Below are 21,769 nucleotides of genomic sequence, written 5' to 3' on the forward strand. Positions count from 1 at the left end.
GCCTTTCCTACACCGGGAACCGCGCATCGGTTCCCGGTGTAACCGCTGCATGAGAATCCTCGCTCTGATGTGCGCCTTACTGCTGATCGGCGCACCTGCCGCCAATGCAGGCGGTTGGGCCGTCACGTACGTGGATCCCGTGCCGTCGATCCAGCCCTCCACCACACACACCGTCGGGTACTGGGTGCTGCAACACGGCACGCGTCCGTACGCCGGCGACGACCTCGGCAGGACCGGCCTGCGGTTCCGGTCCGGCGCCGACGAGCGGGTGTTCATCGGCGTGCCGCTGGGCCAGCCCGCGCACTACGCGGTGACGTTCGCCCTGCCCGCGGGCGTGTACGAGGTGTTCGGGGTGCAGGGCGTGTTCCCCGACCACGCGCTCGGGACGCTGACCGTGCCGGGGACGTTGCTGGTGAAACCCGTGGAGTCGCAGATGATCCAGGAGGAGGCCGCTTGGCCGTGGGAGGAGATCGCGCCGCCTTTGCGGAGATCCGCGGGGGCGGAACCTACCGCCGGCGTGGAACCTGCCGTCGGGGTGGAGCCCATCGCCGGGGTGGAGCCTGTCACCGAGCCGGTGCCCGTGTGGGTCGTCGGGCTCGTGGTCGTGGCTGCGGCCGGGGTGTTCCTGGCGCTGCGCAAGCGGTTCCGGCCGGGTGGGCGGAGGTGAGTGGTGAGGCGATCGGCGGAAACCGCCTCACCACCCTTCGCGGGGCATCCCTGCGATGCCTGAGCTTCCGGGTGAACCACGGCTTAGGTCGTTGAACGGTGAAACACCGTTACGCCGTGGCCGCACGTTCACCCGGATCGCCTACATCGGCATGTGCTTCGTCGGAGGCGGCGTCGGCTTGCTGATCATCCGCGTCACCGGCCCCTCCTTCGCCATTCCGGCCCGGTCGAGGAACTGCGCGAGCTGACCGCGCACCTGGGCGAGCGTCGGCCGGCGGCTCGGTTCGGGGTCCATCGCCGCGAGCAGCAGGCGGGCGTGCGCGCTGTTCTGCGGCAGCTTGGTGATCGGTTCGCCCTGGGCCGCGGCCATCAGCGAGGAGATCGGGTTCTCGCGGGAGCCGCGCGGCGGGTGGCCGGTGAGGGCGTAGGAGACGGTCGCGGCGAGCTGCCACGAGTCGGACGCGGGCGAGGCCGTCTCGCCGCGGGCCGTCTCCGGGGCGAGGAAGTCCGGGGTGCCGACCATCATGCCGGTGGCGGTGAGGGTGCTGTCGCCCTTGGAGCGGGCGATGCCGAAGTCGATCAGGTGCGCGGTGCCCTGGCCGTCGACGATCACGTTGGACGGCTTCACGTCGCGGTGCAGCACGCCGCGTTCGTGGGCGGCGGCCAGCGCGTCGGCCATGTTCAGCCAGAGGCGGGCGGCGAGCTTGTCGTCGATCAGGCCGTTCTTCAGGACCGTCTCGGACAGCGATGCGCCCTCGATGTACTCCATGACCAGGGCCAGGCCGTCCGGGTCCTGGACGATGTCGAACACCCGCACGCAGTTGGGGTGCCGGACCGCGGCCAGCGCGCGGGCCTCGCGGAGCATGCGCGCCTCGGTCTCGTTGTCCGGGGCGTGCGCGAGCTTCACCGCCACCGTGCGGTCGAGCTGTTCGTCGACGGCGAGCCAGACCGTGCCGAAGCCGCCGGAGCCGAGCTGGCGGACGCGGCGGAACCTGCCGTTGCCGGGGTTCCACACCTTGCCCGACTTCTGCACCGGCGCGGGTGCGTCGGCGTTCGCGGCGCCCGGCCCGAACGGCAGCGGGCCCGGCGTGTCGGCGAGCACCGCCGGCTGGGACGGCTGGACCGGTTGCGGGGGCTGCTGCACCTCGGCGACGCGGGTCGGCGGGTAGTGCTTCTGCGGGGGCGGCGGAGGCGGCTGGTTCACCGGGCGCATCGGCCGGTTCAACGGCGCCGGCTGGTACTTCGGCACCTGGGCCGGCTGGTACGGCGGCGGCTGCTGCTGCTGGGCCGCCGTGATCGGCTTGGTGGGCGACTTCTTCGGCGGGAGCTGGGGCTGCGGTGTGCGCGCCACCGGCTGCGGTGGCGGCGGGTTCTGCGCGTTCCGGTCCTGGGAACGGTCGCGGCCGGGGCGGTTCAGCATGGCGGTAGTCAACCCGAAAATCCGCACGACGATTGAACCGATCACCGCAATCGGCAGGAAGCCCAGCAGCACGTGGCCCACGAGCGTCACGGGGAGTGCCGACGTGGCCGCGAGCAGCACCAGGAACGGCGGCCAGAACACCCGGCGCGGCCAGTTCGGCCCGAGCCGGAACGCCGAACCCGCCTGCAGCATCACGAACAGCAGGCACAGCAGCGCGAGCACCACGGTGATGCCGGCCGCGACCAGGAACACGAGCTCCGCGCCGGGGTTCTTGGCCACGCCGAGGATCGACGGCGTGCCGTCGACGAGGTAGTTGCCCTGCGAGAACTGGCCGAAGCAGGTGAGGTCGTCCAGCGAACCGGACCCGGGAACGGTGCGTTGGCCGAGTCCCTGCACCGTGCCGCGCATGATCAGCCAGGGCAGCACCAGACAGCTGGCGACGCCCAGCACGGCGAAGATCGCACCCGTCACCGCGCCGTAGGTGTTGCCGACGACCCGGCGCACCACGATGGCCAGCAGCGCCCCGATCGTGGGGAACAACCCGAGCACCGCGCCGAGCGCTGTGGTGGTCCACACCCAGTCACCGGGGCAGACCCTCGCGCCCACGAAGCCGTGCAGCCACGTGAGCAAGGACTCCGCGAGCCCCACGACCCACACCACCCCTTCCGCGATCACCCCCAGCCTAGGCGCACCGCCAGCGTACGGTGCGTGATCGGTCTGCGGTCGACGCCACAGCAACCCTTTCCTTGATCACCGCGTTGTCCTCCGTCCCGGCGGGCGTCCGGCCTCTTGGCTCTGGAACGCCGCTGCCCACGGCCTCGTTGACCGGATTCTCGCCGGCTGCGCGATTCGTTATCGGCGGCGGCGGGGGGCGAGCGGGTGGCGAAAAACCGTACTTTCGGCCGAGGGGCGAACTCAGCCGTCGTAGACCTGGTGATCGGACCGCGTCCACGAGCGGCCTTCTCCCGCCGAGCCGCTGGACGGTCCGACGGCGGCCGGACCGGCGGGCTCGGGCAGCTCGCCGAGGCCGGCGACGAACTCGACGGTCCAGAGGTGCCGCGCGGCCGGGTTCCTCTCCGCGAAGGAGTCACCGCGGCTGTAGGAGGTGGCGTGCGCGTCATGGGCGCCGTGCATCTCGACGGTGACCTCGGAGCCGAGCCGGCTCTCGTCACCGGGTGCGCAGGCGAGTTCCAGGCGGGCGCGGGTCCACTGCGGCACGGCGGCCGGGTCGGCGTCGACCTCGGCGGAGACCGCGGTGCACGAGGTGCCGTGCGCGCGGGCGACGAGGGTGGCCTGGAAGACGACGAGCTCACCGGCCGTGCAGCCGGTGAGAACGCGCGCTTGTACTGCTGTCTCCGTGCCGGAGACGACGGGGCGGGCGGCCGCGCACCTCGCGGCGGGAGCCGCGGCCGAGGCCACCGCGCCGCCGGACGTGACGGCCACGAGTAATAAGGCGGCGACCGCTGTTCTCATGGGAGAACCCTAGGTGCGGCCACCGCGTTCTTGATCGGACTTCACCCCACCGGTGGGTGAGGGGTCAGTGGTCGTGGTGGTCGTGCTCGGGGGCGAACGGCTGGTAGATGTAGAACATCGTGACCGGCTCGTCCCCGGCGACGGTCTCGTGGTCGGCACCCGGCGGCACGAACGCGTAGGAACCCGCACCGGCCTCGACGCCACCGATGCTCACCGTGCCGTCGACGACCCACGTGTGCTGCGTCGCCGACGGGTGGTTGTGCCCGACGTCGCGCGCGCCCGGCGCCATCCGGATCAGACCGACGATCGTGTCACCGTTGGGGGACTTCCACAGCAGCTTGTTCTGCAGCCGTTCGTCGCCGTGCAGCGGGAAGGACTTCATCTGCGCCAGTGCTTCCGGCGGGATGACGGTGACTCTGGCGGGGTTCGATTCGGTCATGCGCGAAGGCTACCTTCGCGCCGTCCGCTTTCCGATCTCCTCGGCCACGCGATCGACGCTGTCCGAAATGGACGGTTTGCCGGGCCGGAGTGGACGCAGTGCACCAGACCCAGGAAAAAGCACAATGGTGAGCACTCTGCGAGAGCACTCGCCATTTGTTCTGTGGACCTGATGCCACAACAGGAGAACCCCGACCCACGGGGTTCGGGGGCTTGCCCCCGGCTGGGGTTTGGGGGCTTGGCCCCCAAAAGACACGCGGAACGCAAAACGGCGAGTGCTCTTCACGAGCACTCGCCGTCAATTGCGTGGAGCTGAGGGGAATCGAACCCCTGACCTTCTCGATGCGAACGAGACGCGCTACCAACTGTGCTACAGCCCCTTGCGGTGTTACGAGAGAACTATAGCAGTCCCCGGAGGGGGTTTTTCACCACCCCCTCCTAAGCCCCCACCGCACCCCGGAACCGCAGCGACTCGAGCCCGTCCAGCTCGACGAACACCGGGTCCTCGTCGTCGGAGTCGACCGGGATGGTCCCCGGCAGCACCTGGTGCTCGTAGCGCGGCAACGGCGGCAGCGCCGGACCCTCGTCGACGGCGACGACCTCGACCTGCGTGGTCTCGGCCTCCTCCGCGGCGACCTCCGGCTCCTCGGCCGGGGTGACCGGGGCGAGGGGCTGCGGAGCCGTCGCGCGGCGGCGGCGCACCTGCTGGAGGCGGGCGAGCCGGCGGGCGCGGATCTCCTCCTCGATCCGCACCTGGCGGCGCAGGTAGGTCAGGTAACCGACGATCATCAGGTCGAGCGCGCCGTGGCCGTACCAGGCCTGCGGGAGGAAGACCCCGGCGACGACGCCCGTCGCCACGGCGGCGACCAGCAGGAACGCCACCACCCTGCGGCGGAACGCGTACTTCGCCTGGGCCACCAGCGCGGCGGTCTCCGGGTCGTAGCCACCGCGGCCGCGCCGGAACGGGCGTTCGACGTACTCCTGCTCGTCGAAGAAGTCGTCGTCGATGTCGATGTCGTGGATGTCGTCGTACTCGGCGTCGGGCATGGCGTCGTACCCCTCCCCCACGCTGCGCGCACTCTCCTGGCGCTTGCGGGCCACCATGGGGACGAGGACCACCAGCCACGCCACGACCAGCGCAACGATGATCAGCGAACTCGGCATTCCCCGTTCACCTCCCCCGGCCCAACGCGTGGTGCTGTCACCACGCTAGTCACAACAGTCACACCTGTGTCGGAGGCACGCCGACCCCTGTGCGTACGAAAGTGTGGTGTATCACCCACTTTCGGGTGAAGTGATTAGGACAAACGGAAGCGGATGTCAGGGAAGACGGACCTCTCCGCGTGCGGCCAGACGGCGCACTAGGCCATCCGGGACATCTTCGACAGTGATCGCGAAGCAGAGGTGGTCGCGCCACTGCCCGGCAACGTCCAGATAACGTTTGAAGAGGCCTTCCTCGCGATAGCCGGACTTCGTGAGCACGCGGATCGAGGCGGCGTTCTCCGGCCGGACGGTCGCTTCGAGCCGGTGCAGACCGGCCTCGCGGAAGGCGTGGTCCGTGAGCAACGCCACGGCCGCCGTCCCGACGCCGCCGCCCGCCCGGTCGGCCGCCACCCAGTAGCCGATCCACGCCGAGCGCAGCGAGCCGCGGACGATGTTGCCGATGGTGATCTGGCCGGCGACCTCGCCGTTGACCATGATCATGAAGGGCAGGCCGGTGCCGCGTCTCGCCGTGGCGCGCAGCGAGGACCACTGGGCGGGCCAGGCGAGCACCGCGTTGCGCTCGTCCCAGCCCTCCTGCGCGGTGGGCTCCCACGGCTCGAGGTACGCGCGGTCGCGGATCCGCAGCCTCGACCAGGTGGAGCCGTCGAAGAGCCGTGGCCCGCGCAGGGTCACGGTGCCCGCGCGCACCTCCACCGGCCCCAGCCGGACCGGCCAGCCGGGGTGGCGTCCCAGGTCCGCGAAAACGCTCATCCCCGCTGCGCGAGGAAGCTGACCAGCACCTCTTCGCCCACCGAGATGTCGGTGACGTCCTCGTCGACCATGATCAGGCAGTTGGCCTCCGCCAGGGACGCGAGCAGGTGCGAGCCGGACGTGCCGAGCGGCTGGACCAGGTACTCGCCGTTGTCGGCGTCGCGCAGGAGCTGGCCGCGCAGGAAGCCGCGGCGGCCCTTCGTCGACGACACCGGCGACAGCAGCCGGGCGCTGACCGCGCGGCGGTACGGGTTCTTCTTGCCGAGCGCGGCCCTGATCAGCGGCCTGACCAGCACCTCGAACACGACCAGCGCGCTCATCGGGTTCGCGGGCAGCAGGAACGTCGGCACGGCGTCCGGGCCGAGCCGCCCGAAGCCCTGCGCGGAGCCGGGGTGCATGGCGACGCGGGACACGTCCATGTCGCCGAGCTCCGCGAGCGCCGCCCTGACCTCGTCGCCGACCGTGCCGCCGACGCCGCCCGCGATCACGACGATCTCGGAGAGCAGCAGCCTGCCCTCGACGACCTCGCGCAGCCGGCGCGGGTCGGCCGACATGATGCCGACCCTGCTGACCTCGGCGCCCGCGTCCCGCGCGGCGGCGGACAGCGCGTACGAGTTCACGTCGTAGACCTGGCCCTGCCCCGGCGTGCGGTCGACGTCGACGAGCTCCTCGCCCAGCGAGATCACGGACACCCGCGGGCGCGGGTGGACGAGCACCTTGTTGCGGCCGACAGCGGCCAGCAGGCCCACCTGGGCCGCGCCGATGGACGCGCCGCGGCGCACCGCGACGTCGCCCGTCTGGACGTCCTCGCCGGTGCGCCGGACGAACCCGGCGGATGGCACGCTCCGGTGCACCGTCACCTTGGCCTGGTGGCCGTCGGTGTAGCCCAGCGGCACGACCGCGTCGGCGAGCGTCGGCAGCGGCGCGCCGGTGACGATGCGGACCGCCTGGCCGGGCTGGAGCCGGCGCGGCTGGCGGGACCCCGCCGGGATCTCGCCCACGACCGGCAGTTGCACGGGGTTCGCGTTCGCGCCCGACACGTCGACGCTGCGCACCGCGTAGCCGTCGACCGCCGCCTGGTCGAAGCCGGGCAACGCGCGTTCCGCGATGACCTCCTCCGCGCAGAGGAGGCCCTGCGACTCCGAGATCGCCACCCGCACGGGCGCGGGCCGCACCGCGGCCGCGATCACCCTGGCGAGCTGCTCGTCCACTGACCTCATGTGATGGTCCTCGCGCTCAGGCGTTGTCGAGGCGTTCCCGCAACCACTCGCGCAGATCGGGTCCGTACTCCGGGGTGTTGAGTGCGAAGTCAACCGCAGCCCGCAGGAATCCGGCGGGATTGCCGAGGTCGTGTCGCCCACCGCGGTGCACGACGACGTGCACGGGGTGGCCCTCGTTGATCAGCAGCGCGATGGCGTCGGTGAGCTGCAGCTCGCCACCGGCGCCGGGCGTGATGCGCTTGAGCGCGTCGAAGATCGCCCGGTCGAGGAGGTACCGGCCGGCCGCGGCGAACGTCGACGGCGCGTCCTCCGGCTTCGGCTTCTCGACCATGCCGACGACCTGCTTGACGTCGTCGTTGCCGGTGTCGCGGACGTCGAACACGCCGTAGGCGGAGATCTGCTCACGCGGGATGTCGAACGCCAGCAGGACGCTGCCGCCCTTCTCCCGGCGGACCTCAGCCATCTTCTTGAGGGCGTCGGCCGGCAGGACGATGTCGTCGGGGAGCAGGACCGCGACGGCGTCGTCGGCACCGGTCAGGTTGCCCTCGGCGCAGCCGACCGCGTGGCCCAGGCCGAGCGCCTGCTCCTGGATCGCGGTCTCGGCCTTGATCAGCTTCGGGGCGCGCTGGACCTTCTCGACCAGGTCGGCCTTGCCGCGGTCGGCGAGGGTCCGCTCGAGCTCGGGGTTGGAGTCGAAGTAGCCCGCGACCGACGCCTTCTCCGGCGAGGTCACGATGACGAGCCTCGACGCTCCCGCCTCGGCCGCCTCCCTGGCCACGTACTCGATGGCCGGGGTGTCGACCAGCGGCAGCAACTCCTTCGGCACGGACTTGGTCGTGGGGAGGAAACGGGTGCCCAGACCGGCCGCGGGCACGATAGCGGTGTGGAAGGCGCTGCTCATGGGCTGCGATGCTAACGACATACCGGGGGATACCCACCATGACGTCCGATCTTCGTCACCGGAAGGTCGCACTGCGGTCACGCCTGCTGGCCGCGCGCCGGGCCGTCCCGCCCGAGGTCCGCGCCTCCGAGGCGGCCGCGCTGGCGGCGCACGTGGCGGCGCTGGACGTCCCACCTGATCAGACGGTGTGCGCGTTCCTGCCGGTCGGGTCGGAGCCGGGGGACGCCTCGTGGCTCGACGGCCTGCGGTGCCGGGTGCTGCTGCCGGTCGTGACCGGCGACTCACCGCTCGACTGGGCCGTCCACACCGGACCGGACGGGCTCGTGCCCGGCTCGTTCCGGCTGCTGGAGCCGTCCGGTCCCCGGCTCGGCGCCTCGGCGGTCGCTGGAGCGTCGCTGGTGCTGGTGCCCGCGCTGGCGGTGTCGGTCCACGGCGTGCGGCTCGGCAAGGGCAAGGGTCACTACGACCGGTCGTTGCCGCTGGTCAAGGCCCCTCTGGTGGCGGTGGTGCGCGACTGCGAGGTGCTGCCCGACGTGCCGGCGGAGCCCCACGACGTGCGGATGAACGGCGTTCTGACACCCTCTGCGGGCCTGCGTTGGCTGTGACGTTGGCCTGGTGTGTTTGCGCTCCGGGAAGGTCCTGGGCGAAAATCGTGTTGGCACTCACAACGGCCGAGTGCCAGATCTAGGAGCGAACCCAGTGCCTACGTACCAGTACGCCTGCACCGCGTGTGAGCACCGGTTCGAGGCGGTGCAGTCGTTCAGCGACGCTTCCCTCACCGAGTGCCCGGAGTGCTCGGGCAAGCTGCGCAAGCTCTTCGGCGCCGTCGGTGTCGTGTTCAAGGGCAGCGGTTTCTACCGCACCGACAGCCGCTCGGGCTCGTCCAAGGGCACGCCGTCGTCCACCCCGGCGGCATCGTCGTCCTCCACCACCTCGTCCTCTTCGTCGTCCTCCTCCTCGGACTCGAAGTCGTCGACGAGCGCTCCGGCGGCCGCGGCCTCCTGAAGATCGCGAGTTGTCCACAGCTCGCGAATCAGCCCGTCCGACATGCCCTCGACAGCTCTACGGTCGAGGGCATGTCGCTTTCCGCCACCGCCCTCGACCGAGTCCGCTCACTGGCGCGCCGCCGCTCCTCCGCCGCGTGGCGCCGCCTCCTGGCCGCCGGCTTGGCCCTGATAGCCGCGGTGACGGCCTTCTGGCCCGACGTGGGGCATCCCGCCGTGGTGGCCGCGCGCGACCTGCCGGCGGGCGTGCCGCTGTCCGGTTCCGACGTGCGGCTGGTGTCGTTCGCGGCGCCGGTGTCCGGCTCGTTCCCCGGCGTCGGCGACGTCGTGGGCCGCACGCTGAGCGAGGCCGCCAGGGCAGGCGTCCCGCTGACCGACTTCGACCTCGCCGCCGCGTCCCCCGACCTGGCCTCGGTGGCCGTGCGAGTGGCTGACCAGGGCCTGGCCGACGTCGTGCGGCTCGGCAGCCGCGTCGACGTGGTGTCGGCGTCCGGCGAGGTGCTGGCCGAGAACGCACCGGTGCGCGAGACGCGCGGCCAGGTCGTCGTGCTCACGTTGCCGAGACTTCACGCAACTCGTGTCGCCGCGGTGTCACTGGATCACGAGTTAGCCGTTACCCTCCGCTGATGCTGAAGGGATTCAAGGACTTCCTGATGCGCGGGAACGTCGTCGACCTGGCTGTCGCCGTGGTCATCGGCACCGCGTTCACCGCGATCGTCACCGCGTTCACCACGAGCCTCATCAAGCCGCTCATCGCGTCTCTGGGCAGCGCCGAGACCAAGGGCCTCGGCATTCAACTGCGAGAAGGCAAGGAGGACACCTACCTCGACTTCAGCAACGTCATCAACGCCGCGATCAACTTCCTGATCGTGGCCGCCGTCGTCTACTTCGTCCTGGTGCTGCCGGTCAAGAAGATCCAGGAGCGCCGCAAGAGGGGCGAGGAGGCAGGCCCGGCCGAGCCGACGAACGTCGAGGTGCTGATCGAGATCCGCGAGCTGCTGAAGGCGCAGCAGCAGAACGGGCAGCAGCAGCCCGTGGTGACCGAGGTGCGCGACGTGCGCGCTCCGAAGGTCTGAGCCACCTCCCGGCCGTCGCCCCGGTGCCGGGGGGCGGCCGGGTCCAGCTCGGTGGGCGCTGTGGATTCAGGACACCGCACGCCGTGGGAACCGTGGGCGACGGCCTGCTCGCTTCGCCGGCGGGTCCCGCCACCGCGTGCGCCCCGTCCGGCGACGGCTCGCCTGGCGGGCTCGCCTGGCGGCGCTCGTCAGGCGGCGCTCGTCAGGCGGCGCTCGTCAGGCGGCGCTCGTCAGGCGGCGCTCGTCAGGCGGCGCTCGTCAGGCGGCGCTCGTCAGGCGGCGCTCCTCAGGCGGCGCTCGTCAGGCGCCGTCGCGCCGAGACCCGCGCAGGTCCTCAGCCGCCGTGGTGCGGCGGCCTGTTCTCGCGGTACCAGGCCTCGCGGTCCCCGCCACCGTCGCCGGAACCGCCACGCTCGTCCGACGTCGTCTCCGGCAGCACGTCGCCGAACACCTCCGCCAACCGGCGACGACGCGCTACCGCGTCCTCGCCGGCCGGCTGCGGTGGATCACTCTTCGTCAAGACCGCTCAGCTGCTCGATCACGTAGGGCACCAGGGCCGACAACGTCGCCATGCCGTCGCGGACCGCGGAGCGCGAGCCCGCGAGGTTCACGACGAGCGTGCTGCCGGAGACTCCGACGAGGCCGCGGGAGATGCCCGCGTCCACCGCGCCCGCGGCGAGGCCGGAGGCGCGGAGCGCTTCGGCGATGCCGTGGATCGGGCGGTCGAGCACGCCCTGGGTGGCGTCCGGGGTGACGTCGCGCGGGGACACGCCTGTGCCGCCCACGGTGACCACGAGGTCGACGCCACCGATGACGGCCGTGTTGAGCGCGGCCCGGATGTCGACCACCTCTCCCTCGACCGCGACGGTGCCGTCGACGATGAAGCCCGCTTCTTCGAGCAGTTCGGTGACGAGAGGCCCGGAGTTGTCGTCCTGTTCACCGTGCGCCACCCGGTCGTCCACGATCACGACCAAAGCGCGGCCAAGGCGCTGCGCGCTGCGTTCCATACGATCACCGTAGCGGGAGTCGGACTTCGAAGCGGCAGCCAGGACCGTGGTTCTGGACTCCGATCCGGCCGTGGTGCGCGTCGACGAGGCCCCGCGCGATGGAAAGGCCGAGTCCGGCGCCGGTCGGATTGCGCGCGGCGCTGCCGCGGAAGCCCACGTCGAACACGTGGGGCAGCACGTCATCGGGTATGCCGCCGCACGCGTCGTCCACCCGCACCACCGCCTCGCCTCCGTCCACATCGACCTGGACGGCCACCGCGCCGCCCTCCGGCGTGTGCCGAATGGCGTTGGACACAAGGTTGCGCACGACACGCATCAGTTCCGGGTCCGAGCCGCGGACCACCGGCCACTCGCCCGCGTCCGCGCGCAGCCGCACGCCCTCGCGCTGGGCCACGGGACGCGACGCGGCGACGACGTCGCTCACGACGTCGGCCAGCCGCACGTCGTGCATCGTCAGCTTCAACGCGCCCGCGGTGATGCGCGAGAGCTGGAACAGGTCGTCGACCAGCTTCGAGAGGTGGTCGGCCTCCTGCGCGATCTGCTTGGCGTAGACGGCGACCTCGCCCGGCTCGGAGACGACCCCGTCCTCCAGCGCCTCGGTCATCGCCCGGATACCGGCCAGCGGTGTCCGCAGGTCGTGGCTGATCCACGCCACCAGTTGCCGCCGCGCCGACTCGGCCTCGCGCTCCCACACGCTGCGCCGCGCTATCGCCCGTCCCAGCATGATGGAGAACGGCACCGTCACCACGCCGACCACACCGCACACGGTCAGCGCTGCCGTCAGCATCGGCGTGAACATGAAGCCGCTGACCACGAGCACGCCGCCGATGGTCGCCACCACCGGCACGATGACCATGACGGTCATCGCGGTGGTCAGCGACACCCGGCTCAACCCGCCGGGGCTCATCCGGCCGGACACCGGTCGTACCGGTAGCCCACGCCCCACACGGTGCTCAGCCGCCGCGGTTTCGCCGGGTCCGCCTCGATCTTCTCCCGCAACCGTCGCACGTGGACGGTCACCGTCGACTGGTCGCCGAAGTGCCAGCCCCACACCCGTTCCAGCAGCTCGGTGCGCCCGAACGCCTTGCCCGCGTTGGCGATGAAGAACGCGAGCAGGTCGAACTCGCGGGTGGTGAGCTGCAACGGCCTGCCATCGAGCGTGGCGGTGTGCGCGGCGACGTCGAGCACCAGGCCGCCGTCCTGCACCGTCCGCGGCTCGTAGCCGCGGCTGGCCCGCCGCAGCACCGACGAGACGCGCAACGCCAGCTCGCGCGGGCTGAAGGGCTTCGTGACGTAGTCGTCCGCGCCGATCTGGAGCCCGGCGATGCGGTCCTCCTCCTCGCCCAGCGCCGTGAGCATGACCACCGGCGTGCCGCCGCGCTCCCGGATCCGCCTGCACACCTCCAGCCCGTCGATGCCCGGCAGCATCAGGTCGAGGACCACGATGTCCGGCTCGTGCGCCGCCACCGATCGCAGCGCCTGCTCCCCGTCGCCCGCGAGCTCGACCTCGTACCCGGCGTGTTCGAGGTAGCGGCGCACCACGTCCCGCACCGTCGTGTCGTCGTCGACGACCAGCACCCGCTCCACCACGCCACCACGCTAAGCCACGGAACGGGCCCCGTCCCCATCCGTCACCGGCACGTAAGAAGGGCCGGACCGCGCGCGGGGCAGGTGCGCGCGGTCCGGCCCCTCCGGGGCGGTCACGTCCGGTTCCGGGCGGGCGGCGGTTGCCGGGACCGGGCATCCCCCGACCTACCCCACCTCGACACCGTCGAGGGTGGCCTCCACCGTCCTGTCGTCGGACAGCGTGATCGTGACCTTGTCGCCGGGTGCCTTCGACCGGACGGCGGCGACCAGGGTGTCGGACTCGTCGATGCGGCGGTCACCGAACTTGGTGATCACGTCACCGGTCTTCAGCCCGGCCTTCTCGGCCGCGCCACCGGAGGTGGTTCCGGTGATCCGCGCGCCCTCCCCGGCCGACTCGACCGTCACGCCCAGCACCGTCTGCCTCGGCTTGCCGGTCTTCACGATCTCGTCGATCGTGCGGCGTGCCTGGTCCATCGGGATCGCGAAGCCGATGCCGACCGAGCCCGCCTGGCCGGCGGACGAGTTCGGGCTGTAGATCGCGGAGTTGATGCCGACGACCTGGCCCTGCATGTTGACGAGCGGGCCGCCCGAGTTGCCGGGGTTGATGGCGGCGTCGGTCTGGATGGCGTTCAGCACGGTCGCCTGCGAGTTGCGGGCGTCGCCGCCCGCCGAGACCGGGCGGTTCAGCGAGCTGACGATGCCCGAGGTGACGGTGCCGGAGAGCTCGAACGGCGAGCCGATCGCGACCACGCCCTGACCGATCTTCATGTCACCGGAGTTGCCGAGCTGGACGATCGGCAGGTTCGAGACGCCGGCGGCCTGGATGACGGCGATGTCGGAGCTCGGGTCGCGGCCGAGGATCTTGGCGCTGGCGGTCCTGCCGTCCTGGAAGACGACCTTGATGTCCCCGCCGTTGGCGGCGCTCTCGATGACGTGGTTGTTCGTCACGATCTGGCCGTTGCCGGAGATGACGAAGCCGGAGCCCTCGCCGGCGCCGGTGCGCGTCACGACCTGGATCTGCACGACCGAGGGCAGCAGCTTGTTCGCCACGTCCTCGACCGAGCCGGGCGCGACGTTGCCCGTCTGCGAGGCGGGGCGCGGGATGTCGAGCGAGCTGACCGCGGACGACTCGTTCGCGAAGTTGTAGCCCAGGTAGCCGCCGAGGCCGCCGGAGAAGCCGCCGACGATCAGCACGAGGGCCGCCGCACCCGCCACGACCTTGCCGCGGCCCTTGGGGCGCGGTGGGAGCGGCGGGGGCTGGTAACCGGGCGGGAGGTAGTACTGCCCCGTCGGCTGCGGGGCCGGCTCGGCGCCGAACCCGTCTCCCGGACCGAGCGGGTGGGGTTGGCCGGACCCTGGCGGAGGGAGCTGCCGGCCGGGTCCGGACCCGCCGAGCTGCGTCTGGCCCGCGTCAGGTGCGGGCACCTGCGGCTGGGCCTGCGAGAAGGAGGCGGGCACGTCACCCAGGCCCGCGGGGGCGCCGTAGGCCCCGGCCTGGCCGGATCCCCCCTGCAAAGGATCCGGCTGGCCGGGATCCGGCTGCCGCGGGCCCTGCTCCCGCGCGCCGGAGTCCGTCTGACCGGCGCCCGGCGGCACGGAGTGGGGCTGTTCCGGCTGCTGCGCTGGCTGGTTGCTCTCGGTCATGCCCATAGTCTCGGGTGTCGTCCTGAGAAGAGCCTTAAACCAGCCTGGGAGCTAGTTGTGCGTTCCCCGGAGGCGTTCGGCGATCTGCTCCGGCGTCACGTCGTTGATCCAGACGGCTTCACCGGACTCCGAGCCCGCGAGGTACTTCAGCTTGTCCTTGGTCCGCAGCACGGAGAAGACCTGGAGGTGCAGCCACATCTCCTGCCGCCCGGCGTTGACCGGCGCCTGGTGCCAGGCCGCGATGTAGGGCAGCGGCCGGTCGTACAGCCCGTCGAGCCGTCCGAGCACCACCAGGTAGAGCGCGGCGAAGTCGTCGCGTTCGGCCGGGGACAGCTCGGCGAGGTCCGCGACCTGGCGGCGGGGTGCCAGCACGACCTCGACGGGCCAGCGGGCGGCGGCGGGCACGAAGGCCACCCAGTGCTCGGACTCCCGCACCACGCGCGCCCCCGCGCGCAGCTCGGCCTCCAGCACGTCACCGAACAGCGGACGCCCGTGGGCGGCGTAGTACTCCTGGGCAGCGGTGAGCATCCGTTCGGTGCGCGGTGTCACGAACGGGTACGCGTAGATCTGCCCGTGGGGGTGCGAGAGCGTCACGCCGATCTCTTCACCGCGGTTCTCGAACGGGAAGACCTGCTCGACGCCTGGCAACGTTGACAGGAACGCCACCCGGTCCGCCCACGCGTCCACGACGGTGCGCACGCGCGACTGCGACAGCTCGCCGAACGACTTGTTGTGGTCGGACGTGAAGCACACGACCTCGCACCGGCCGCGGCCCGGCGCCCGCGCGAACAGCTCCTCGCCATCCACAGTGGACGGCACGTCCGGCACGTTCTGGGCGAGCGACGGGAAGCGGTTCTCGAAGACGACGACGTCGTAGTCGGCCTCGGGGATCTCCGTGGGCCGGCCCGGCGTCGACGGGCACAGCGGGCACAGGTCGGCCGGCGGCTTGTAGGTGCGCGTCTGCCGATGAGCCGCCATGGCGACCCACTCGCGGGTCAACGGATCCAGCCGCACCTCGGACATCGGCTGCGTCGCGGGGAGGTCCCGCGTGTCCACCGCGACCCGCGGTGGCGCCTCAGCGCTGTCGTCGAAGTAGATGATCTCCCGGCCGTCCGCCAGCTTTCCCGCGGTACGCCTCACGCCAACTCCTCGCCGCTTCCTGGTACATGTGCCAACACCAACTCGCCGACCTGTTCGGTGAGGATGGCCCGTGCGTCGTCCGGCAAACCCTCGTCGGTCACCAGGACGTGCGCTTCGTCGAGGTCGGCGATCGTGGAGATGCCGACGGTTCCCCACTTCGTGTGGTCGGCGACCACGACCACGCGCCCGGCGGCGTCGACGAGCGCGCGGTCGGTCTCACTCTCGTTGAGGTTCGGCGTGGTGAAGCCGGAGCGCTCGGCCATGCCGTGCACGCCCAGGAACACCACGTCGAGGTGCAGCGACCGCAGCGCCTGCACGGCGACAGGGCCGACCAACGCGTCGGACGGGGTGCGCACGCCGCCGGTCAGCACGACCGTGCGGTCGGTGCGCCCGTTCTGCTGCAGCACGTCCGCGACGCGGATCGAGTTCGTCACGACGGTCAGGTCCGGGATGTCGTCGAGGAAGCGCGCCAGCGTCCACGTCGTCGTGCCCGCCGACAGCCCGATGGCCGTCCCCGGACGCACGAGCCCCGCGGCCTGGGCCGCGATCGCTTCCTTCTCGGGTAGCTGCCGCACCGACTTGGCCTCGAAGCCGGGCTCGTCGGTCGAGCGGCCGGCGACGGAGGTCGCGCCGCCGTAGACCTTCTCCACCAGGCCGCGTGAGGCGAGCACGTCGAGGTCGCGGCGCACGGTCATGTCCGAGACGCCGAGGCGCACGACCAGGTCGCTCACCCGCACCGCTCCGGTCCGCCGGACCTCTTCGATGATCAACGCCTGCCGCTGCCGTGCGAGCACCTCACACCTCTTCCCTGAGCACGACGACGTCCCCGGCTCGCACGGTGAGGCGTCCGGAGACCTGCTCGCCGGACACCACGTCGACACCGGACGCCTCGATCTCCGCGTCGGTGTCGGTGTGGTTGACGGCGAAGAGCCACGATACGTCGCCCCTGCGCCGCACGAGCTCGATCCCGGGCCGCGACACCGCCACGCCCGCACCGGACAGCGCCTTTTCCACCGTTCGGCCGAGACCGCCTTCGTCGAGGTCGCACGCCACGTACCACGCGACGCCGTTGCCGAAGGCGTTGCGCGTCACCGCGGGCACGCCCGGCAGCGGTCCATCCGCGTACGAGGCAACGACCTCGGCGCCGCGCACGTGCAGGTGCTCCGTCCACAGCGAGGCGGTCGAGCCGTCGGTCAACGAGACCGCTTCCCCCTGCCGCAACGGGTGGAACTCCTCCGACCACACACCCAGCACGTCGCGGAACGCCCCGGGGTAGCCGCCCAGCCGCACGCGCGTGTGCTCGTCGGCGACGCCGGACAGGTACGTGATGACGACGTGGCCGCCACCCGCCACGTAGTCCGCGATCACGGCGGCGTGCGCGTCGGAGACCGCGTAGAACGCCGGTACGACCACCACCGAGTACGCCGAGAGGTTGGTGCCCGGAGCCACGAAGTCGACCGTCACGCCGGCCGACCACAGCGCCTTGTAGTAGCCGAGGACGTGCCGGTAGTAGTCGAAGTCCGCCGTGGGGTGCGCGTCCTGCCGCAGCGCCCAGTTCGACTGGAAGTCGTACAGGACGGCGACGGAGGCGTCCACAGTGGAGCCGACGACGTCGCGCAGCCGCGCGTACTCGGCGCCGACCTGGCAGACCTCGCGGTACACCTTCGTGTCCGTGCCGGCGTGCGGGACCATCGCGGAGTGGTAGCGCTCGCTGCCGCCGCGCGACTGCCGCCACTGGAAGAACAGCGTGCCGTCCGCGCCGCGGGCGATGTTCTGGTACGAGTGCCGCCGCATCTCCCCCGGCAGCTTGGCGATGTTGCGGTGCTGCCAGTTCACCGCGGACGTCGAGCTCTCCATCAGCAGCCACGGCTTGCCGCCCGCGAGACCGCGCACCAGGTCCGCGGACATCGCGAGCTCGACGTGCCGGTCGGGCGACTCGGCGGAGGTGTAGTGGTCGTTGGACACGAAGTCGACCTCGCGCGCCCACTTCCAGTAGTCCAGGTCGCCGAACGTCCAGTTGACCATGAAGTTCGTGGTGACCGGCACGTCGGGCGTGATCATCCGCAGCACGTCGCGCTCGGCCTTGTAGAGCTCGAGGATCGCCTCGTCGGAGAACCTGTCGTAGTCGAGCACGTGCGCCGGGTTCGAGAACGTCGGCGTGACGCGCGGTGGCAGGACCTGCGCGAAGTCGGTGTAGCCCTGGCTCCAGAACGCCGTGGACCACGCGTCGTTGAGCTGGTCGAGCGTGTAGCGGGAGGCGAGCCACTCGCGGAACGAGGCGGCGCACATGTCGCAGTAGCAGCGCTTCACGTGGCAGGCGTACTCGTTGCCGACGTGCCACGCGGCCAGCGCCGGGTGGTCGCGGTAGTGCGAGGCCATCTCGGCCGCGAGAGCCGTGGCGCGCTCGCGGTAGACCGGCGACGACGGGCAGTAGGCCTGCCGTGAGCCGTGCGAGAGCCGCACGCCGTCCGCGCGGACGGGCAGCATCTCGGGGTACTCGGCGGTGAGCCACGGCGGAGGTGCGGCGGTCGCGGTCGCGAGGTCGACGCGGATGCCGCCGGCGTGCAGCAGGTCCATCACGCGGTCGAGCCAGTCGAACCGGTACTCGCCCTTGCTCACCTCGATCTTCGCCCAGGAGAAGATCCCGAGGCTCACGATGTTCACCCCGGCCCGGCGCATCAGCCCGACGTCCTCGGTCCAGACGTGTTCGGGCCACTGCTCGGGGTTGTAGTCGGCCCCCCAGCCGAGGCCTGGCAGGTCGGTTGGCCAAGTCGTCACGGCGGCAAGCGTGGCCGACGACAACCCCCAACGTCAACACAAGCAAACACAACTTCACGTTGGGGTCTGTGCGCCGGTTGACCGGGAAAAGTTCCGGTACGAGCCACACACGTGGCTGCGCACGGGTTTAACAGGTCCGTAACGGGGCTTGACAGGCTGTATGACTCGGACCACATTGTGCGCAACTTTGTTTGAGTCCTGTTCGGTTCGCACGAGCGAGTGTCACCTGTAGGAGCGATGATGGTTCGGTACACGCCTGGTTCCACTCCGCAACTCGGCAGGCGCGCGATGTTGCGGATCATGCTGGCCGGCGCGGGCGTCGCCGCGACCGGTGGTCTCGTGGCGTGCGGCGGCGGCTCGGGCTCCGGCGGCGACTCCAAGGTCGTCACGTTCGGCAACAACCTGTCCGACCAGGTGCCGAAGGACGCGATCACGGCCGCGATCAAGGCCTTCGAGGGCAGCTCCGGCGGCCTGAGCGTCACGATCAACACCAAGCAGCACGAGCAGTACCAGGAGCAGATCAACAACTACCTGCAGGGCAAGCCGGACGACGTCCTCGCGTGGTTCGCGGGCTACCGCATGCGGTTCTTCGCCGACCAGGGCCTCACCGGCGACCTCACGGACCTGTGGGGCAAGATCGGCGGCAACTACTCCGACGCGCTCAAGCAGGCGTCCACGGGCTCGGACGGCAAGCAGTACTTCGTGCCGTTCACGCAGTACCCGTGGGGCATGTTCTACCGCAAGAGCCTCTGGGCGGAGCGCGGCTACACGGCGCCGAAGAACCTCGACGAGCTCGTCGCGCTCGCCACGAAGATGAAGGCTGACGGCCTGATCCCGATCGCCTTCGCGCAGAAGCAGGGCTGGCCGGGCATGGGCACGTTCGACCAGCTCAACTTCCGCATCAACGGCTACCAGTTCCACGTGGACCTGCTGGCGGGCAAGGAGGACTGGCAGGACAAGCGGGTCAAGGACGTGTTCGACACCTGGAAGCGGCTGCTGCCCTTCCACCAGGAGAACGCGCTCGGCCGCGAGTGGCAGGAAGCCGCGCAGTCGTTGCAGCAGAAGAAGTCCGGCATGTACCTGCTCGGCGCGTTCGTGGGCCAGCAGTTCCCGGACGCGGAGAAGGAGGACCTCGACTTCTTCCCGTTCCCGGAGATCAACCCGCAGCACGGCACCGACACCGTCGAGGCGCCGATCGACGGCTACATGATGGCGAAGAAGCCGTCCAACCCGGACGGCGCCGCGAAGCTGGTGGAGTACCTGGCGAGCCCCGAGCCCCAGGTCGCGTACCTCAAGGCCGACCCGACCGCGGTCGCCACCAACAAGAACGCGGACACCTCCGGCTACAACTCGCTGCAGAAGAAGGCGGCCGAGGTCATCAAGAACGCCAAGCACATCACCCAGTTCCTCGACCGCGACACCGACCCCGGCTTCGCGAGCGAGGCGGCGACGAACGGCCTCATCGAGTTCATCAAGGACCCGAACAACATCGACTCCGTGCTCAAGGGCATGGCCGACCAGGCGAAGAACATCTTCAAGTGACCGCGGTGCAGGAGAAGCCGAAGGCGGTGGTCCCCGCGGGACCGCCGCCTCGTCGGCGTGGAAAACGTGCCACGGCCCTCGCCGGCACGGACAAGCTGGTGCTGGCGCTCATGCTCGGCATCCCCACGGTCGTGCACCTGCTGTTCGTGTGGATCCCGACGCTGGGCTCGGTCGCGCTGTCGTTCAGCAGGTGGAACGGCATCGGCGGCTTGGAGGACATCGAGTGGATCGGCGTCGGCAACTACGTCGAGATCTTCACCGAGTACCCGCGCTTCTGGCCCGCGGTGCAGCACAACCTGATCTGGCTGCTGTTCCTCCTCATCGTGCCGACGTCGGCGGGCCTGCTGCTGGCCGTGCTGCTGGACCGCGAGATCAGGTTCAGCCGCATCTACCAGAGCGCGCTGTACCTGCCGATGGTGCTGTCGCTCGCGCTGGTGGGCTTCATCTGGCAGCTCATCTACACCCCGGACGGCGGCCTGCTGAACTCGGTGCTGGGCCTGGGCGACGACCCCGTCGACTGGATCGGCGACTCGGACATCAACCTCTACGCGGTGCTCGTCGCGGCCGCGTGGCGCCACACCGGCTACATCATGCTGCTGTACCTGGCGGGCCTGAAGTCGGTCGACCCGGCGCTGAAGGAAGCCGCGGCGCTGGACGGGGCCTCCTCCGCCCAGACGTTCTTCCGCGTCACGTTCCCGGTGATGAAGCCGGTCAACATCGTGGTGCTCGTGGTGACGGTGATCGAGGCGCTGCGCGCGTTCGACATCGTGTACGTCATCAACAAGGGGCGCAACGGTCTGGAGCTGCTGTCGGTGCTGGTGACCGACAACATCATCGGTGAGGCCTCGCGCATCGGCCGCGGCTCCGCGGTCGCCGTGGTGCTGCTGACGATCTCGCTCGGCTTCATCATCACGTACCTGTACCAGGTGTTCAGCAAGGAGAACCGGACGTGACGGCCACCTTGGAACGCGCCCCGGTCTCGAAGAAGCGGCCGGTGACGCCGGCTCGGGTCGCGCTGCACGTGTTCCTGGTAGTGACGTGCCTGATGACGCTGGCGCCGCTGCTGTGGGCGGTCTACGCGTCGCTGCGCACGTACGACGACACGTCGGTCAACGGCTACTTCTCCATCGCGAAGTCGCTGACGTTCGACAACTTCGCCAAGGCGTGGGAGATCGGCGACCTGCCGCACTTCTACTGGAACACGTTCCTGATCACCGTTCCCGCCCTGGTCGTCACGCTGCTGCTGAGCTCGATGGTGGCGTTCGGCGTCTCGCGGTTCAGCTTCAAGTTCAACATCGCGCTGCTGATGCTGTTCACCGCGGGCAACCTGCTGCCGCAGCAGGTGATCGTGACGCCGCTGTGGCGGCTGTACCGGCTGATCGAGCTGCCGGCGTGGATGTCGGAGAGCGAGTCGCTGATCGACTCACCGCTCGGCGTGATCCTGATCCACATCGCCTTCCAGATGGGCTTCTGCACGTTCGTGCTGTCCAACTACATGAAGACGATCCCGTACGAGCTGACCGAGGCCGCCCGCGTGGACGGCGCGTCGGTGTTCCGGCAGTACTGGCAGCTGACGCTGCCGCTGTGCCGGCCGGTGCTGGCCGCGCTGGCGACGCTGGAGTTCACCTGGATCTACAACGACTTCCTCTGGGCGTTGGTGCTGATCCAGGACGGCGACAAGATGCCGGTGACGTCGGCGCTGCAGAACCTCAGGGGCACGTTCTTCACCGACAACAACCTGATCGCGGCGGGGTCGCTGCTGGTGGCGCTGCCGACGCTGGTGGTGTTCTTCGTGTTGCAGCGGCAGTTCGTGGGCGGGCTGACGCTGGGGTCGACGAAGGGCTGAGAACGAGGGAAGGGGGCGGTGCCGAGGCAGGCACCGCCCCTTTTTCGCGTCGC

At 70.5% G+C, this 21,769-nt stretch carries 23 protein-coding genes and 1 tRNA gene; 8 read left to right on the top strand and 16 right to left on the bottom strand.

What is annotated here, in order from left to right:
* Positions 1-49 precede the first annotated feature (49 nt).
* Positions 50-667 carry a hypothetical protein gene (locus BMW88_RS07170; protein WP_143115995.1) on the top strand — a complete coding sequence of 206 codons (618 nt, stop codon included), beginning with the start codon at positions 50-52 and terminating at the stop codon, positions 665-667.
* Between the two features lie 141 nt (positions 668-808).
* On the opposite strand, the gene BMW88_RS07175 is transcribed toward BMW88_RS07170, so the two are convergent.
* The 8 genes from BMW88_RS07175 to BMW88_RS07210 form a co-directional block, all read right to left on the bottom strand.
* The gene (locus tag BMW88_RS07175) at positions 809-2,761 is read right to left on the bottom strand and encodes a serine/threonine-protein kinase (RefSeq protein ID WP_245777613.1); all 1,953 of its coding nucleotides are present in this window, start codon (positions 2,759-2,761) and stop codon (positions 809-811) included.
* A 240-nt stretch (positions 2,762-3,001) separates the two neighbouring features.
* Positions 3,002-3,559, bottom strand: a complete 558-nt coding sequence (locus BMW88_RS07180; protein WP_143115996.1) for a hypothetical protein — start codon at positions 3,557-3,559, stop codon at positions 3,002-3,004.
* A gap of 64 nt (positions 3,560-3,623) precedes the next feature.
* Entirely contained in the window at positions 3,624-3,998 is a 375-nt protein-coding gene (locus tag BMW88_RS07185; protein ID WP_089949802.1) for a cupin domain-containing protein, read from the bottom strand.
* Between the two features lie 306 nt (positions 3,999-4,304).
* Positions 4,305-4,377: transfer RNA gene (locus BMW88_RS07190), tRNA-Ala, on the bottom strand.
* 58 nt (positions 4,378-4,435) lie between these two features.
* Positions 4,436-5,161, bottom strand: a complete 726-nt coding sequence (gene sepX / locus BMW88_RS07195) for a divisome protein SepX/GlpR (protein WP_089949803.1) — start codon at positions 5,159-5,161, stop codon at positions 4,436-4,438.
* A 156-nt stretch (positions 5,162-5,317) separates the two neighbouring features.
* Entirely contained in the window at positions 5,318-5,971 is a 654-nt protein-coding gene (locus BMW88_RS07200) for a GNAT family N-acetyltransferase (RefSeq protein ID WP_089949804.1), read from the bottom strand.
* Positions 5,968-7,191 (bottom strand): molybdotransferase-like divisome protein Glp, encoded by a 1,224-nt coding sequence (glp, locus tag BMW88_RS07205; protein WP_089949805.1) that lies wholly within the window; start codon positions 7,189-7,191, stop codon positions 5,968-5,970. The genes BMW88_RS07200 and glp overlap by 4 nt, the downstream gene beginning before the upstream one ends.
* A gap of 16 nt (positions 7,192-7,207) precedes the next feature.
* Positions 7,208-8,092 carry a UTP--glucose-1-phosphate uridylyltransferase gene (locus tag BMW88_RS07210; RefSeq protein ID WP_089949806.1) on the bottom strand — a complete coding sequence of 295 codons (885 nt, stop codon included), beginning with the start codon at positions 8,090-8,092 and terminating at the stop codon, positions 7,208-7,210.
* Positions 8,093-8,130: 38 nt separating this feature from the next.
* On the opposite strand from BMW88_RS07210, the gene BMW88_RS07215 reads away from it, so the two are divergent.
* The 4 genes from BMW88_RS07215 (at position 8,131) to mscL (ending at position 10,172) form a co-directional block, all read left to right on the top strand.
* Positions 8,131-8,697: a 5-formyltetrahydrofolate cyclo-ligase gene (locus tag BMW88_RS07215; RefSeq protein ID WP_089949807.1), complete on the top strand. Its 567-nt coding sequence runs from the start codon at positions 8,131-8,133 to the stop codon at positions 8,695-8,697.
* A 94-nt stretch (positions 8,698-8,791) separates the two neighbouring features.
* Positions 8,792-9,097: an FmdB family zinc ribbon protein gene (locus BMW88_RS07220; protein ID WP_089949808.1), complete on the top strand. Its 306-nt coding sequence runs from the start codon at positions 8,792-8,794 to the stop codon at positions 9,095-9,097.
* 71 nt (positions 9,098-9,168) lie between these two features.
* Complete coding sequence (locus tag BMW88_RS07225) at positions 9,169-9,723, top strand: SAF domain-containing protein (protein WP_089949809.1); 555 nt, start codon at positions 9,169-9,171, stop codon at positions 9,721-9,723.
* Positions 9,723-10,172, top strand: coding sequence for a large-conductance mechanosensitive channel protein MscL (mscL, locus tag BMW88_RS07230; protein ID WP_089949810.1), 450 nt, complete (start codon positions 9,723-9,725; stop codon positions 10,170-10,172). The genes BMW88_RS07225 and mscL overlap by 1 nt, the downstream gene beginning before the upstream one ends.
* Positions 10,173-10,506: 334 nt before the next feature.
* On the opposite strand, the gene BMW88_RS07235 is transcribed toward mscL, so the two are convergent.
* The 8 genes from BMW88_RS07235 to BMW88_RS07270 all read right to left on the bottom strand — a co-directional run bounded on the left by BMW88_RS07235 (position 10,507) and on the right by BMW88_RS07270 (position 18,328).
* A complete protein-coding gene (locus tag BMW88_RS07235; protein ID WP_089949811.1) occupies positions 10,507-10,692 on the bottom strand; it encodes a hypothetical protein in 186 nt (61 codons plus the stop codon).
* A complete protein-coding gene (locus BMW88_RS07240) occupies positions 10,679-11,179 on the bottom strand; it encodes a MogA/MoaB family molybdenum cofactor biosynthesis protein (protein ID WP_045311897.1) in 501 nt (166 codons plus the stop codon). The genes BMW88_RS07235 and BMW88_RS07240 overlap by 14 nt, the downstream gene beginning before the upstream one ends.
* A gap of 4 nt (positions 11,180-11,183) precedes the next feature.
* Entirely contained in the window at positions 11,184-12,125 is a 942-nt protein-coding gene (locus BMW88_RS07245) for a sensor histidine kinase (RefSeq protein WP_425434621.1), read from the bottom strand.
* A complete protein-coding gene (locus BMW88_RS07250; RefSeq protein WP_218148003.1) occupies positions 12,083-12,769 on the bottom strand; it encodes a response regulator transcription factor in 687 nt (228 codons plus the stop codon). Before BMW88_RS07250 ends, BMW88_RS07245 begins: the two co-directional genes overlap by 43 nt.
* A gap of 162 nt (positions 12,770-12,931) precedes the next feature.
* Positions 12,932-14,410: a S1C family serine protease gene (locus BMW88_RS07255; RefSeq protein WP_089950244.1), complete on the bottom strand. Its 1,479-nt coding sequence runs from the start codon at positions 14,408-14,410 to the stop codon at positions 12,932-12,934.
* Positions 14,411-14,461: 51 nt separating this feature from the next.
* Positions 14,462-15,550, bottom strand: a complete 1,089-nt coding sequence (gene galT / locus BMW88_RS07260; RefSeq protein ID WP_089949812.1) for a galactose-1-phosphate uridylyltransferase — start codon at positions 15,548-15,550, stop codon at positions 14,462-14,464.
* Positions 15,547-16,344 (bottom strand): DeoR/GlpR family DNA-binding transcription regulator, encoded by a 798-nt coding sequence (locus BMW88_RS07265; RefSeq protein WP_089949813.1) that lies wholly within the window; start codon positions 16,342-16,344, stop codon positions 15,547-15,549. The genes galT and BMW88_RS07265 overlap by 4 nt, the downstream gene beginning before the upstream one ends.
* Before the next feature lies 1 nt (position 16,345).
* A complete protein-coding gene (locus BMW88_RS07270) occupies positions 16,346-18,328 on the bottom strand; it encodes a beta-galactosidase (protein ID WP_089949814.1) in 1,983 nt (660 codons plus the stop codon).
* Positions 18,329-18,568: 240 nt separating this feature from the next.
* Here BMW88_RS07270 and BMW88_RS07275 point away from each other — a divergent pair, with 240 nt between their 5' ends.
* Genes BMW88_RS07275 through BMW88_RS07285 form a run of 3 tightly spaced genes read left to right on the top strand, consistent with a single transcriptional unit; the run spans position 18,569 to position 21,716 of the window.
* Positions 18,569-19,870, top strand: coding sequence for an ABC transporter substrate-binding protein (locus tag BMW88_RS07275; protein ID WP_089950245.1), 1,302 nt, complete (start codon positions 18,569-18,571; stop codon positions 19,868-19,870).
* Positions 19,867-20,823: a carbohydrate ABC transporter permease gene (locus tag BMW88_RS07280; RefSeq protein ID WP_245777615.1), complete on the top strand. Its 957-nt coding sequence runs from the start codon at positions 19,867-19,869 to the stop codon at positions 20,821-20,823. Before BMW88_RS07275 ends, BMW88_RS07280 begins: the two co-directional genes overlap by 4 nt.
* Positions 20,820-21,716, top strand: a complete 897-nt coding sequence (locus BMW88_RS07285) for a carbohydrate ABC transporter permease (protein WP_245777616.1) — start codon at positions 20,820-20,822, stop codon at positions 21,714-21,716. Before BMW88_RS07280 ends, BMW88_RS07285 begins: the two co-directional genes overlap by 4 nt.
* Positions 21,717-21,769: the final 53 nt, after the last annotated feature.

Origin of the sequence: Lentzea xinjiangensis, assembly GCF_900110955.1 — a bacterium.
Lineage (GTDB): Bacteria > Actinomycetota > Actinomycetes > Mycobacteriales > Pseudonocardiaceae > Lentzea > Lentzea xinjiangensis.

Bases quoted from the DNA above. Each gene is read 5' to 3' on its own strand.
- BMW88_RS07200 (WP_089949804.1), bottom strand. From the start codon at position 5,971: ATGAGCGTTTTCGCGGACCTGGGACGCCACCCCGGCTGGCCGGTCCGG.
- BMW88_RS07185 (WP_089949802.1), bottom strand. From the start codon at position 3,998: ATGACCGAATCGAACCCCGCCAGAGTCACCGTCATCCCGCCGGAAGCA.
- BMW88_RS07275 (WP_089950245.1), top strand. From the start codon at position 18,569: ATGGTTCGGTACACGCCTGGTTCCACTCCGCAACTCGGCAGGCGCGCG.
- BMW88_RS07180 (WP_143115996.1), bottom strand. From the start codon at position 3,559: ATGAGAACAGCGGTCGCCGCCTTATTACTCGTGGCCGTCACGTCCGGC.
- BMW88_RS07170 (WP_143115995.1), top strand. From the start codon at position 50: ATGAGAATCCTCGCTCTGATGTGCGCCTTACTGCTGATCGGCGCACCT.
- glp (WP_089949805.1), bottom strand. From the start codon at position 7,191: ATGAGGTCAGTGGACGAGCAGCTCGCCAGGGTGATCGCGGCCGCGGTG.
- BMW88_RS07215 (WP_089949807.1), top strand. From the start codon at position 8,131: ATGACGTCCGATCTTCGTCACCGGAAGGTCGCACTGCGGTCACGCCTG.
- BMW88_RS07240 (WP_045311897.1), bottom strand. From the start codon at position 11,179: ATGGAACGCAGCGCGCAGCGCCTTGGCCGCGCTTTGGTCGTGATCGTG.
- sepX (WP_089949803.1), bottom strand. From the start codon at position 5,161: ATGCCGAGTTCGCTGATCATCGTTGCGCTGGTCGTGGCGTGGCTGGTG.
- BMW88_RS07255 (WP_089950244.1), bottom strand. From the start codon at position 14,410: ATGACCGAGAGCAACCAGCCAGCGCAGCAGCCGGAACAGCCCCACTCC.
- mscL (WP_089949810.1), top strand. From the start codon at position 9,723: ATGCTGAAGGGATTCAAGGACTTCCTGATGCGCGGGAACGTCGTCGAC.
- BMW88_RS07225 (WP_089949809.1), top strand. From the start codon at position 9,169: ATGTCGCTTTCCGCCACCGCCCTCGACCGAGTCCGCTCACTGGCGCGC.
- BMW88_RS07210 (WP_089949806.1), bottom strand. From the start codon at position 8,092: ATGAGCAGCGCCTTCCACACCGCTATCGTGCCCGCGGCCGGTCTGGGC.